This is a genomic window from Paraburkholderia sp. CNPSo 3281, from assembly GCF_024206515.1.
GTDB lineage: Bacteria > Pseudomonadota > Gammaproteobacteria > Burkholderiales > Burkholderiaceae > Paraburkholderia > Paraburkholderia nodosa.
On sequence record NZ_JAMBPS010000042.1, the window covers coordinates 55,617 to 68,159 of the forward strand.

Consider the following 12,543-nt stretch of genomic DNA (forward strand, 5'->3'; position numbering starts at 1 on the left):
GTTTCGGGCGACAGGGACGATAAGGCGGAGGGCATCGTGCTCACTCCGCGAGCGCGAGCGTTTGCGCGATGCGTTGCGCGTCGAGCTGCGCGAGGTCGTCCTGGTACTTCAGCAGCACGCCTAGCGTGTCCTGCACCGACTGCGGATCGAGTTCCGTCACGGCGAGTGCGCTAAGCGCGCGGCACCAGTCGATCGTTTCCGCAATGCCGGGCGCCTTGAAGAGGTCCATCGTGCGCAACTGGTGCACGAACGCCACGGCGCGCTGCTGCAGTTCCGGCGCGGTTTCCGGCGCGCGCGTGGCCACGATTGCGAGTTCGCGCGCGCGGTCCGGATAGCCGAGCCATTGATATAGACAGCGCCGCTTGAGCGCGTCGTGCACTTCGCGCGTGCGGTTCGACGTGATCACGACGAGCGGAGGCGTACTCGCGCGCACGGTGCCGTATTCGGGAATCGATACCTGGAAATCCGAAAGGAGTTCGAGCAGGAAGGCTTCGAACGGTTCGTCGGCGCGGTCGATTTCGTCGATCAGCAGCACGCGGCGCGCGCCCGGGTTGTGTGGGTCGGGCTGCAGCGCCTGGAGCAGCGGGCGCTTGAGCAGAAATTCGTCGCGATAGAGCGTGTCGTTGCGGGGCTTTTCGCCGGCGGCTTCGGCAAGTCGCAGCGCCATGATCTGGCGCGGATAGTCCCACTCGTACAGCGCACTCGCCGTATCGAGTCCTTCGTAGCATTGCAGGCGCAAGACCGTCGTGCCGAGCATTGCCGCCGCGGCCTTCGCGAGTTCGGTCTTGCCCACGCCCGGCTCGCCTTCGAGAAACAGCGGGCGTTCCATGCGCAGCGCAAGAAAGAGCGCCGTGGCGAGTTCGCGGCTCGCGAAATAGCCGCGCGCTTCGAGTTGTGCGAGGGTGTCGTCGATCGAGGCGGATTGCATTCGGGCTTCTGTCAACGCGAATCAAAGGCGGCGAGCGCTCCCACGTCCACATGGAAGCGCTCGCCGTCGGGACAAGCCTAGCCGTTGGCCTTCGCCACCGCGCGCGCCGCCAGCACCGGGATGAGGTGCGCGCGGTATGCCGCGCTCGCGTGCAGGTCGGTGTTGAGGTCGTCGGCGGGGATCTTCACGGCGCGTGCGGCTTCGGGCGCGAAGTTCGTCTTCAGTGCGCTCTCCAGCGCGCTCGCGCGAAATACCGAGGGCCCGGCGCCCGTCACCGCCACACGCACCTCACTGCCGTACTTCGCGACGAACACGCCCGCGAGCGCGAAGTGCGAGGCCGGATTGCGAAACTTCTCGTAGGTCGCGCGTTCGGGCACCTGGAATTCGACGGACACGATCAACTCGTCGGGTTCCAGCGCCGTTTCGTACATGCCGAGGAAGAAGTCGTCGGCTGCGATGCGCCGCCGGTCCGTCACCACCGTCGCGTTCAGCGCGAGCACCGCTGCCGGATAGTCGGCGGCCGGATCGTCGTTGGCGAGCGAGCCGCCCAGCGTGCCGAGCGCGCGCACCTGGCGGTCGCCGATCATGCCCGCCAGGTCCGCGAGCGCCGGCAGCGTGCTGCGGATCTGCGCGTTTTCGGCGACGTCGGCATGGCACACGGCCGCGCCCACCTTCACCACCTTGCCGTCCACCTGCACGGCTTTCAGCTCGGGAATGCGCGTGACGTCCACGAGCGTGGTGGGCTGCGCGAGCCGCAGCTTCATCGCCGCGAGCAGGCTCTGGCCGCCGCCCAGGAATTTGGCGTCGGCGTCGGCCGCGAGGGATTTCACGGCGCCTTGCGCGTCGCTTGCGCGCTGATAGTCGAATGCGTACATGGAGCGCCTCCGCTCAAGGTTGTGAAGGGGCCTGCGCGGCCTGGATCGCTTGCCATACACGATGCGGCGTGGCCGGCATCTGCAGGTCCTTCACGCCCAGGGAGCCAAGTGCGTCCAGTATCGCGTTGATGACAGCGGGCGGTGAGCCGATCGCACCGGCTTCGCCGCAACCCTTCACGCCAAGCGGATTGTGCGTGCACGGCGTGCCTTTCGCGGTTTCCACCGTGAACGAAGGCACATCCGACGCATGCGGCATCGCGTAGTCCATGTAAGAGCCTGAGAGCAGCTGGCCACTCTCGTTGTCGTACACGCACTGTTCGAGCATCGCCTGGCCGATGCCCTGGCCGAGACCCCCATGCACCTGGCCTTCGACGATCATCGGATTGATGACGTTGCCGAAATCGTCCACCGCGGTGAAGCGTTCGATGCGCGTCTCGCCCGTCTCGGGATCGACTTCGACTTCGCAGAGATACGCGCCCGACGGATAGGTAAAGTTGGTCGGATCGTAGAACGCGCTTTCGTCGAGGCCCGGTTCCAGCGTCTCGAGCGGATAGTTGTGCGGCACGTACGCGGCGAGCGAGATTTCAGCGAAGGTCTTCGTGCGGTCGGTGCCCGCCACGCGGAACACGCCGTCGGCGAACTCGATGTCCTCCACGCCCGCCTCGAGCATGTGCGCGGCGATCTTCTTCGCCTTCGCCTCGATCTTGTCGAGCGCCTTCATGATGGCCGAGCCGCCCACCGAGATCGAGCGCGAGCCATAGGTGCCCATGCCGAACGGAATGCGGCCCGTGTCGCCGTGAACGATCTCGACCTGTTCGATCGGCACGCCGAGGCGATCGGCCACGACTTGCGCAAAGGTCGTCTCGTGGCCCTGGCCGTGGCTGTGCGAGCCCGTGAACACGGTGACGGAGCCGGTCGGGTTCACGCGAACTTCACCGGCTTCGAAGAGGCCCGCGCGCGCGCCAAGCGCACCCGCGATGTTCGACGGCGCGAGCCCGCACGCCTCGATGTAGCACGAGTAGCCAAGGCCGCGCAGCAAGCCTCGGGCCTTCGATGCGTCGCGGCGCGCGGCGAAGCCCTTCACGTCGGCGAGTTCCAGCGCGCGCCCGAGGCACGCTTCGTAGTCGCCGGTATCGTAGGTGAGGCCAACGGGCGTGGCATACGGGAAGCTCGTGATGAAGTTGCGGCGGCGGATTTCGGCCGGGTCGAGGTTCATCTCGCGCGCGGCCGTTTCTACCAGACGCTCGACCACGTAGGTCGCTTCCGGGCGCCCCGCGCCGCGGTACGCGTCCACGGGCACCGTGTTCGTGAACACGGCCTTTACCTCGGCGTAGATCGCGGGCGTGGTGTACTGGCCCGCGAGCAGCGTGGCGTAGAGGATGGTCGGCACGCTCGAGGCGAACGTCGAGAGATACGCGCCCATGTTCGCCGTGGTGTGTACGCGCATGGCGAGGAACTTGCCGTCCTTGTCGAGCGCGAGTTCGGCTTTGGTCACGTGGTCGCGGCCATGCGCATCGGAAACGAAGGACTCCGATCGTTCGGCGGTCCACTTCACCGGGCGGCGGATTTTCTTCGCGGCCCACGTGAGCGCGACATCTTCGGCATACAGAAAGATCTTCGAGCCGAAGCCGCCGCCCACGTCGGGTGCGACGATGCGCAGCTTCGTTTCCGGCAGCCCGAGCACGAACGCGGCCATGAGCAGGCGCTCGACGTGCGGGTTCTGGTTCGCCACGTACACGGTGTAGCTGTCGTCGTGCTGCGCGTAGCTCGCGTTCACGGCGCGCGGCTCGATGGCGTTCGGTATGAGCCGGTTGTTGACGATATCGAGTGTCGTCACGTGCGCGGCCTGCGCGAAGGCGGCGTCGGTCGCGGCCTTGTCGCCGTGGCCCCACGTGTAGCAGGTGTTGTTCGGCACACCATCGTGCACGAGCGGCTGGCCGGCGTCGGCGGCGCGCGCCGTGTCGACGGCGGCAGGCAGCGCTTCGTAATCGACAACGACTAGTTCGGCGGCATCCTTTGCGGCCTTGACCGAATCGGCGATCACGAGCGCGACCTGGTCGCCCACGTGGCGCGCTTTCTCGTGCGCGATCACCGGATGCGCCGGCTCGTTCATGGGCGTGCCGTCGATGCTGTGGATGAGCCAGCCGCACGGCAGGCCGCCCACGTTTTCCGCCGCGAGGTCCGCGCCGGTGAAGACGGCCACGACGCCGGGCGATGCCTTCGCGGCGTCGATGTCGATGCGCTTGATGCGCGCATGGGCGTGCGGCGAGCGCACGAACACGGCGTAGGTCTGTGCGGGCAGCACGACGTCGTCGGTGTACTGGCCGACGCCGGTAAGGAAGCGGTAGTCTTCCTTGCGCTTGACGGGCGCGCCGATCATGCGATTGGGTTCGGGTGCGTTCATGGTGGCCTCCCGAGTCACGCGGTCGTGGCGGCAGCGGGGGCGCCCGCGCGCATTGCCTGCGCGCCCGCGACCACGGCCTTCACGATGTTGTGATAGCCCGTACAGCGACAGAAGTTGCCGTCGAGCCCTTCGCGCACGTCCGCTTCGGTGAGGTCGGGCTTGGCCGTGGCGAGCGCAGTCGCGCACATCACCATGCCGGGCGTGCAGAAACCGCATTGCAGGCCGTGGCATTCGCGGAACGCGGCCTGCATGGGATGCAGTTCGCCATTCTTCGCGAGGCCTTCGATCGTCGTCACCTCCATGCCGTCGCACTGCACCGCGAGCTGGTTGCACGACTTGATCGCGCGGCCGTTCAGGTGGACGGTGCAGGCCCCGCATTGTGCGGTGTCGCAGCCGACGTGCGTGCCGGTGAGACGCTGCTGTTCGCGCAGGAACTGGACGAGAAGCGTGTGAGCTTCGACCTCGGCGGTCACGGGCGCGCCGTTGACCGTGAGGCTAATACTGATCGCCATTGATTGTCTCCAATGTCGACCGGAGCACGGCGCTGCGCGTGGCTCCGGTCCCATACCAGATGATGGGATAGAGACCTGCCTGGGCCCGCTTTTTCACACTGAATCGACCGCCATAACCGCCCGCAGGAAAACTCGCCCGTCTAACGCGTTGCGCCTCTTTGCGCGCGCAACGCACGGCGCCACGCAAACCACGCGGGGCGCTTCGGGCGGATCGGACAAATACGGGTGGAGCGGAATCTGGGTCCGGCTGGTGCCTTGCTGTTCAGTGAAGCCTTGGGGGTGACGCCCGGACAGTAGAGCACAATTTGCCGAATTTCGCTGCGCGGGGTTTTACCCTCCAGAAGGCTTGCAGCAAGTGAAAAAAGCGGCCCGCCTCGATGACTCGGGGCGGGCCGTTGCGTTGCAGTGCAGCGTTCAAAAGGGGATCGACGCGGGATCGAAGCGGGATCGGAGCGCCGCGAAGATCGCGCGCGTATCAGTCGTGATGCACGTGCTCGTGAGGTGCGTGCGCGAGACGCGAATGGCGGCGCGAATAGCCGAAGTAGACGATGAGGCCGAACGCGGTCCAGACCAGGAACGCGATCCACGTGAGCGGCTGGAGGTTGATCATGAGGAACAGACACGAACCCACCGCGAGAATCGGCACCACGGGCACGCCCGGGCAGCGGAACGCGCGCGGCAGGTGCGGGTGCGTGCGGCGCAGCACGAGCACGGCGATCGACACCATCGAGAAGGCGGCGAGCGTGCCGATGTTGATCAGTTCGGCGAGCACGTTCAGCGGCACGAGCGCGCCGATCAGGCCAAAGAAAACGCCGACGAGCCAGGTCGTGAAGAACGGCGTGGCGAAGCGCGGATGCACCTTCGAGAGTTTGGCGGGCAAGAGGCCGTCGCGCGACATCGCGTAGATGATGCGGGTCTGGCCGTAGCTCATCACTAGGATCACGGTGAGCATGCCGAGCACGGCGCCCAGATCGATGAAGCCCGCGACCCAGTTTTCGCCCACCGCCTGCAGCGCGAACGAAACCGGGTGGCCGACATGGGCGAAGCGCGGCGAGGGCACGATGCCGGTCACGACCGCCGCCACGGCGACGTAGAGCACCGCGCACACGGCGAGCGAGGCGATGATGCCGATGGGCAGGTCGCGCTTGGGATTCTTCACTTCCTCGGCGGCGGAAGACACCGAGTCGAAGCCGATGAATGCGAAGAACATCACGGCTGCGGCGCCGAACACGCCGCGCCAGCCGTTGGGCATGAACGGATGCCAGTTCGCGGGGGTGACGTGGAACACACCCACGGCGATCACGAGCAGCACCACGGTCACCTTGATCGCCACCATGATGTTGTTGATGCGCGTGGATTCGCGCACGCCCACGGAAAGCAGCCCCGTGATCGCCATCATCACGAGGAAGGCGGGCAGGTTGAAGAGCGTGTGCACGCCGGGCACGGCGCCGGGCGCGGCCGAGAGCGCGGCGGGCAGCGTCAGGCCGAAGCCGGAAAGCAGCGACTGCAGGTAGCCCGACCAGCCCACCGAGACCGCGGAGGTGGCGAGCCCGTACTCGAGCATCAGGTCCCAGCCGATCACCCACGCGGCCAGCTCGCCGAGCGTCGCATACGAATAGGTGTAGATCGAGCCGGCCACGGGAATGGTCGAGGCGAACTCGGCATACGCGAGCGCGGCGAAGCAGCAGGCCACGGCCGCGATCAGGAACGAGACCATGAGCGCCGGGCCGGCCTGCACGGCACCCGTGCCGGTCAGCACGAAAATGCCGGTGCCGATGATCGCGCCGATGCCGAGAAAGGTGAGGTCGAGCGCGCCGAGTGCTTTTTTCAGGCCGGCGCCCTGGGCGCTCGCCTGCAACATGTGCTCGACGTTCTTCTTGCGAAAGAGGGACATTTGGCGGGGAACTCCACGGAAAACGCGCGAAGGCGAGGAACTGGAGCCGTGGTTGACCCACGCCCGCCTGCGCCGGCTTCGCGTGCCGGATGTCTTTGGGGGAAACCCTTAATTTTAGCGGAAGTCGTGCGCGAGACCGGTCGAGCAGGGTCGGAAACGCTCGTTTGACGCGGACGATTCCGCCGCAATCCGCGACGCCCGAGCGCGATCCTTGCGGGGACCTGCGCAAACCGCGAAGTTCATTTCCGGATCAACGGGTTGTGGCGAGAAGGCCGCCTTGATGCCGCAGGGGGCGCCGGATTCTCAGGCGCTGACAGTAGGCGAGAGGTCGACCAGCCGGTTGCTCATCACATAGAAGGTCAGCTCGGCGTTGTTGGTGAGCTTCATCTTTTCGAGCAGGCGCGTGCGGTAGACGCTCACCGTCTTCACCGAAAGCGAGAGCGCGTGCGCGATGTCGGTGAGACGCTTGCCCGAGGCTAGCATGCACAGCGTCTGGTATTCGCGGTCGGAGAGCTTCTCGTGCGGCAGCTGTTCGCCGTCCACCAGCACGTAGTCGGCAAGCGCTTCGGCCATGGCCGGGCTCACGTACTTGCGGCCCGCGGCGACCTGCTGGATTGCGGCGGTCATCTGCGCGGCGTCCACCGTCTTCGAGAGATAGCCGGCTGCGCCCGCCTTCAGCGCCCGCACCGCGTATTGATCCTCGCGATACATCGAGAACATCAGCACCGGCACGCGCGGCGCCTTTTTCTTGGCGCGCTTGAGCACCTCCACGCCGTTCATGTCCGGCAGCGAGATGTCGAGCAGGACCACGTCGCACACATGCTTCGCGATCGCCGCGAGCGCCTCGGCGCCCGTTTGCGCCTCGATCACCTCGGCGGCAATACCGCGGTCGAGCAGCAACTGGCGAACGCCCTGGCGCACGACGGCGTGGTCGTCGACGAGCAGGATGCGATGGGTCATGAGCGGGCGCCTTCTTGGTTGAGGAGGGGCGAGGCGGATTGGGAGACGGCGAGCAGCGCGTCCCACGCGAAGCGCGCACGCACGGTCGTGCCGCGCGGAGCGGCTTCCTGCTGGACGTCGTCGTGATGCGTGGGCGCGATGCCGCCCTTGACGGCGCGCACCGAGCCGCCGAAGGCGGCGCAGCGCTCGCGCATTCCGGCGAGGCCGTAGTGGCCGGAGCGGCTCTCAAGCTTGTCGGCGTTGTCGTCGCCGTGAGCGCTTGGCAGGCTGCGGCGCGTGCGGGGTGCGACGCGCGCGAGGCCGATGCCGTCGTCGGCGATGGTGAGCGTGAGGTGGCGCGCCGTGCTTTCGAGCCGCACCTCGGCGCACGTGGCCTGCGCGTGGCGCGCCACATTGGCGAGCGCCTCCTGGGCGACGCGGAACACGGCGAGCGCGGCCTCGGCGGGCAGGCGGGCGAGGCGCGCGTCGTCGCTGGCGCCGGCCACGCGGGCGGCGAGGCCCGTGCGCGCCGCGAAGCCGCGCACCCAGCACGAGAGCGCGGGCGCCAGGCCCGCGTCGAGGTGCGGCGCATGCAGGCCGTCGAGCACCTGGCGCATCGCGCCGGTGGCGGCTTCGAGCGAGCGGGCGACGAGCGCGAGCGCCTCGGCGCATTGCGGCGGGGCGTTGGCGGGCAGCCAGGTGTGGACGTTGGCGAGCGCGAAGTGCGTGGCGGCGAGTTCCGCGCCCACGCTGTCGTGCAGATCGCGCGCGAGCCGGTGGCGGGCGGCTTCGTCGGCGTGAATGGACTGGGCGGCGCTGCCGTGGGCAAGCGCCCGGCTCCCGCGCCGGCGTGCGTCGCGCGCAGGCGCGGCAATCTGCCGATGCGCGCGGTTGAGGTCTTCGAGCGCGGCCACTGTGGCCGCCTCGTCGGCGGCAGCGGACCATGCGAGGAAGGCGAGGCCGTCGACGCCATGAGCGGCGCGCGGCGCATCGCCGACGGGCGTGCGCGCGTTCGGCGCGGCGTATCTCGACGTATCCATCATTCCCCCGTTCAGGAACCGGTTCCTGCTGTCAGACGTCCGTCGGGATTTGGCCTCCCCGGCGTGACGGTGAACAGCACGGCGCAGCGTAACGAAATTTACAACCAGTAACAACCTGGCTCTGCCCCTGGACGCGATTCAGTGTGTCCAATGTTGCGCTGCGATAATATCTTAAAAAAAGAAAAACTTCAGGCTGGACAAGGGTTAGCGGTCAAACTTCAGGTGTAGCATGAGGTCGCGTGTCCTTGTCATGTAGGAAAAATACTGACAGGAAAGGTATCTCATTTGTGTGACAACTGTAACTGCGTCAACGACAAAATAGGCGGCCAAATAAAAATGCGCAGGCGAAAAAAAACCGGAGCGCCGGGCTCCGGTTCTTCGCGTCGCGAGCGACTTTGCGCGGGCGCTTAACCGACGAACGCCTTTTCCACCACGTAATGCCCCGGCTGATTGTTGCTGCCTTCCGTGAGGCCGGCCTTTTCGAGCAGCTCGACGGTGTCGCGCAGCATGTGCGTGCTGCCGCAGAGCATGATGCGGTCGCGCTCGGGCGAGAACGACGGCAGATCGAGGTCTTCGAACAGCTTTTTCGTGTCGATCAGCTCGGTGATCCGGCCGCGGTTGTCGAACACTTCGCGCGTGACGGTCGGGTAGTACACCAGTTTCTCGCGCACGATCTCGCCGAGGTATTCATGCTCGCGCAGTTCTTCGGTGATGAAGTCCTTGTACGCGAGTTCGTCGACGAAACGGCAGGTGTGCGTGAGCACGATCCTGTCGAAGCGGTCGTAGATGTCCGGGTCCTTGATGATCGACATGAACGGCGCGAGGCCCGTGCCGGTCGAGAGCAGCCACAGCACCTTGCCGGGCAGCAGGTTGTCGGCCACCAGCGTGCCGACGGGCTTCTTGCCGATCAGCACCTTGTCGCCGATCTTCAGGTGCTGCAGGCGCGACGTGAGCGGGCCGTCCGGCACCTTGATGCTGAGAAATTCCAGATGCTCTTCGTAGTTGGCGCTCGCGAGCGAGTACGCGCGCATCAGCGGCTTGCCGTCCACTTCGAGGCCGACCATGGTGAACTGGCCGTTGTCGAAACGCAGGGCCTGGTCGCGCGTGCAGGTGAAGCTGAAAAGCGTGTCGGTCCAGTGATGGACGCTCAGAACGGTTTCTTCGGTGAATTTGCTCATGGTTCCTGAAGTGCGAAACAAGCGCCGCCTGACTGCGGCGATCCTGCCGGCCTGCTGTCCAGTACAGCGTAGCTTTGACGATATGCCCGGGACCCGGCGGCCAGGCTTTACGCCGCGGCAGGCAAGTCCCTGTTGTTTTGCCAGTTCGCCCCGCTGCGAACGAGGCGCAATCCGCCATTTTACCGCGCTCGAGCCGCAAGGACCCGGTCGATCCTGCTTGTCGATCTGCCTGGACCGGGTTGGGTCCCCCTGCGCGGCAAGGGAGGGTGGCTCGCTGCGGCGGTGTGCTGGCATCCGCGCGCGCAACACGCAACGGCGGGGTCTGCTGGCGGCGGCAAAAGGGCGGGTCAAACTTCGCCCGGCCTCGCGGGCCGGAGCGGACCTTGCCAGGACCCGCGAGAGCGGGTTCTCCTGCCGCTGGCGACACGCGCCAGATTGCGAAAACGCGATCGGCGTGTGCGAATTTTCGGCTAAATGATACCGGAAGGTCTGACAGCCCGCAGCATTGACCCTGCTGACGGGGCAGTTTCGGCGCGGCTTTTAGGCGCCGATGCGCGCGCAATGGCGCCATTTTCGACGCTGCAACGGTGGTGCGACGGTGCGCCGCGGCGCGCGAGGCGCATGAGCGCGCCCTTAGCGGTCGGCCGCGAGTTTCACGCCGAGCCCGATCAGCGCGGCGCCACAAAACGCGTCGATCGGGCGGCGCAGGCGCCGGTAGCCGCGCTGGGTGCGATCGTCGGCGAACAGGAAGGCGAGGCTGCAATGCCAGCCGAACGACATCGTGGCGACCGTGGCGAGCGCGACGCCATAAAACCAGAGCGGCGGATGCGCCGGAAACACAGCCGCGAACACGCTGGTCCAGAATACGCACGACTTGGGGTTCGTGAGGCAAGTGATGAGTCCCGCGCGCCAGGTGCGCAGCCACGCGCGCCGGTCGGCAACAGGCGGCGGTGCGACGGCGGCCTGCGCCGCGGCGGCCAGCTCGCGGCGCACGCCGGAGCGCAGCAGCTTGAGCCCGAACCAGACGAGATAGAGCGCGCCCGCCACGCGTACGCCGTTGTAGAGCCAGTCGATGTGCTGCAGCACGGCCGCGAAGCCGAGCATGGCGAGCGCCGCCCAGAGTGTCGAGCCAACGCCCACGCCCGCCGCCGAAGCGACACCCAGGCCGCGCCGGCCGGCTAGCGAAAGCTGCGTGACCATGAAGAAGTTCGGGCCAGGGCTGATGAGGGCAAACAGATAGACGACAACGATCTGCAGCAACGTGGCGAGGTAATGCATCTGAGGACACCTGACGAAACGCGCGGCGCGCGCGACGCGACATATTAGCGCGGGCTTGCGCGCGCCAGTGGCCGCGATCGGATGAGTGTCGCGCGGATGCTTCGGGTGACCCGCGCGCCGCTGCCCAGCGCGTCAGTCTTCGAGCCGCAGGCGCGCCATGTACGGCAGGTGATCGGAGAGCCAGGCGGTCTCCTGCGCGGGCTGGATCAGCTCGACGGGCTTGAGGCCCCGCACGAACATCTTGTCGAGCGCGAGCGCCGGCGAGAAGGCCGGAAAGGTCCGCGCCGGCTCGCCGAGCAGCGTCGCGACTTCCTGCAGCCCGTGCTCCGCGAAGAGCGGCACGGAGTCGTTGCGCCAGTCGTTGAAGTCGCCCGCCAGCACAAGCGGCCCCCGCGGCGCTTCCTTCACGATCCAGTGCGCGATCCAGTTCATCTGCCGCAGCCGCGCGCTGCGCGTGAGCGCAAGGTGCGCGCACAGCAGCGTGACGGACTGTCCGGCTACGTTTGCGCGCGCAACGAGCAGCCCGCGCCGCTCGAAACGGTGCGCGGAGATGTCCCAGCGTCCGCCCAGATCGAGCGGATGCGGCGAGAGAATCGCGTTGCCGTGCCGCCATGAAGGCTTGAATACGTTGGGCCCGAGGGCGATCTGCAATTCGAGCGCGGTGGCGATTTCGGTGGCCTGGCAGTGCCAGACGTCGTCGAGCGGGTCGCCCAGCTGCGCGCCGAAGGCCGAGGAGAGCACCGGTTGCGGCAAGCGGCGGGCCATCGCTTCCTGCAGAAACCACGCGTCGGCATGGGTGGACTGCACCCAGCGCCGCATGGCCTCCCAGGCCTCGAAGCCCAGCGGCGAGCGGCCCTTGTGCAGATTCCAGCTCACGGCGACGAAGTCTTTGCTCAGTGAGGTGTCGATGAGCGGTTGTTCGGGATTTCGCATGCGTTTTTTTCTAACAGATTGGGTCACGCCGGGTCGTGTGTTGGATCGGTGCGGTCACTGTGCGGATGGCGGCGCGAGCGTCGCGCGCACCCGGTACGCAAGCGAGGGGTTCTGGTCGACGAGCTGCCAGGTCACCCACTGCCCGTCGGGCACGATCAGGCCCGGATGGCTCGCGTTCACCTGGCGCGGCTGCGGCGGCAGCCGGCAGCCTTCGGGCGTAGTCGGCGCGGCGTCGTTTTCGAGCGTTTCCTGCGCCTCGACCGACAGGACGACCAGGTTCGCGCGCACCTGCAGCGGCGAAACGGTGATCGTGCGCGACAGATCGATGCTGCCTGCAGGCTGATCCTTGCAGCCCACGCTGTGCGAGACGACCTTGTGATGCGTGTCCGTGTGCGCCTGGCCGATCGAGGTCGTGCCACTGAACGCGTCGATTTGCTGGCCGTCGCGCATGACCTGCAGCTCCCACTGGACAGCGCCCTGGGTGACAGGCGCCGTCGCGGGCGCCACAGCGGTCCCGGCGGGCGCAGTGGGCGCAGTGGGCGGGGGCGTCACGGCGCGTGAG

11 protein-coding genes are annotated in these 12,543 nt (G+C 67.0%); all 11 read right to left on the reverse strand.

The genetic code is table 11. The features are described from left to right. Positions 1-40 precede the first annotated feature (40 nt). The 11 genes from M3I56_RS29960 to M3I56_RS30010 all read right to left on the reverse strand — a co-directional run bounded on the left by M3I56_RS29960 (position 41) and on the right by M3I56_RS30010 (position 12,488). Entirely contained in the window at positions 41-928 is an 888-nt protein-coding gene (locus M3I56_RS29960) for a MoxR family ATPase (protein WP_028203168.1), read from the reverse strand. A 77-nt stretch (positions 929-1,005) separates the two neighbouring features. Continuing rightward, a complete protein-coding gene (locus M3I56_RS29965; RefSeq protein ID WP_254357021.1) occupies positions 1,006-1,803 on the reverse strand; it encodes a xanthine dehydrogenase family protein subunit M in 798 nt (265 codons plus the stop codon). Between the two features lie 13 nt (positions 1,804-1,816). Next, a complete protein-coding gene (locus tag M3I56_RS29970; RefSeq protein ID WP_254357022.1) occupies positions 1,817-4,207 on the reverse strand; it encodes a xanthine dehydrogenase family protein molybdopterin-binding subunit in 2,391 nt (796 codons plus the stop codon). Between the two features lie 14 nt (positions 4,208-4,221). Then, positions 4,222-4,719 carry a (2Fe-2S)-binding protein gene (locus M3I56_RS29975; protein ID WP_254357023.1) on the reverse strand — a complete coding sequence of 166 codons (498 nt, stop codon included), beginning with the start codon at positions 4,717-4,719 and terminating at the stop codon, positions 4,222-4,224. Between the two features lie 475 nt (positions 4,720-5,194). Continuing rightward, positions 5,195-6,613 (reverse strand): amino acid permease, encoded by a 1,419-nt coding sequence (locus M3I56_RS29980; protein ID WP_254357024.1) that lies wholly within the window; start codon positions 6,611-6,613, stop codon positions 5,195-5,197. A 303-nt stretch (positions 6,614-6,916) separates the two neighbouring features. Beyond that, on the reverse strand, positions 6,917-7,573 hold the full coding sequence (gene rqpR, locus M3I56_RS29985; RefSeq protein ID WP_254357025.1) for a response regulator transcription factor RqpR: 657 nt from the start codon (positions 7,571-7,573) through the stop codon (positions 6,917-6,919). Continuing rightward, positions 7,570-8,595: a sensor histidine kinase gene (locus tag M3I56_RS29990; RefSeq protein ID WP_254357026.1), complete on the reverse strand. Its 1,026-nt coding sequence runs from the start codon at positions 8,593-8,595 to the stop codon at positions 7,570-7,572. Before M3I56_RS29990 ends, rqpR begins: the two co-directional genes overlap by 4 nt. 404 nt (positions 8,596-8,999) lie before the next feature. After that, positions 9,000-9,770 carry a ferredoxin--NADP reductase gene (locus tag M3I56_RS29995; RefSeq protein ID WP_254357027.1) on the reverse strand — a complete coding sequence of 257 codons (771 nt, stop codon included), beginning with the start codon at positions 9,768-9,770 and terminating at the stop codon, positions 9,000-9,002. A gap of 633 nt (positions 9,771-10,403) precedes the next feature. Next, positions 10,404-11,048 carry a LysE family translocator gene (locus M3I56_RS30000; protein ID WP_254357028.1) on the reverse strand — a complete coding sequence of 215 codons (645 nt, stop codon included), beginning with the start codon at positions 11,046-11,048 and terminating at the stop codon, positions 10,404-10,406. 132 nt (positions 11,049-11,180) lie between these two features. Continuing rightward, positions 11,181-11,981, reverse strand: a complete 801-nt coding sequence (locus M3I56_RS30005) for an endonuclease/exonuclease/phosphatase family protein (RefSeq protein ID WP_254357029.1) — start codon at positions 11,979-11,981, stop codon at positions 11,181-11,183. A gap of 54 nt (positions 11,982-12,035) precedes the next feature. Continuing rightward, positions 12,036-12,488 (reverse strand): hypothetical protein, encoded by a 453-nt coding sequence (locus M3I56_RS30010; RefSeq protein ID WP_254357034.1) that lies wholly within the window; start codon positions 12,486-12,488, stop codon positions 12,036-12,038. Positions 12,489-12,543: the final 55 nt, after the last annotated feature.

Bases quoted from the DNA above. Each gene is read 5' to 3' on its own strand.
- M3I56_RS29980 (WP_254357024.1), bottom strand. From the start codon at position 6,613: ATGTCCCTCTTTCGCAAGAAGAACGTCGAGCACATGTTGCAGGCGAGC.
- M3I56_RS30000 (WP_254357028.1), bottom strand. From the start codon at position 11,048: ATGCATTACCTCGCCACGTTGCTGCAGATCGTTGTCGTCTATCTGTTT.
- M3I56_RS29990 (WP_254357026.1), bottom strand. From the start codon at position 8,595: ATGATGGATACGTCGAGATACGCCGCGCCGAACGCGCGCACGCCCGTC.
- rqpR (WP_254357025.1), bottom strand. From the start codon at position 7,573: ATGACCCATCGCATCCTGCTCGTCGACGACCACGCCGTCGTGCGCCAG.
- M3I56_RS29995 (WP_254357027.1), bottom strand. From the start codon at position 9,770: ATGAGCAAATTCACCGAAGAAACCGTTCTGAGCGTCCATCACTGGACC.
- M3I56_RS29965 (WP_254357021.1), bottom strand. From the start codon at position 1,803: ATGTACGCATTCGACTATCAGCGCGCAAGCGACGCGCAAGGCGCCGTG.
- M3I56_RS30005 (WP_254357029.1), bottom strand. From the start codon at position 11,981: ATGCGAAATCCCGAACAACCGCTCATCGACACCTCACTGAGCAAAGAC.
- M3I56_RS29960 (WP_028203168.1), bottom strand. From the start codon at position 928: ATGCAATCCGCCTCGATCGACGACACCCTCGCACAACTCGAAGCGCGC.
- M3I56_RS29970 (WP_254357022.1), bottom strand. From the start codon at position 4,207: ATGAACGCACCCGAACCCAATCGCATGATCGGCGCGCCCGTCAAGCGC.
- M3I56_RS29975 (WP_254357023.1), bottom strand. From the start codon at position 4,719: ATGGCGATCAGTATTAGCCTCACGGTCAACGGCGCGCCCGTGACCGCC.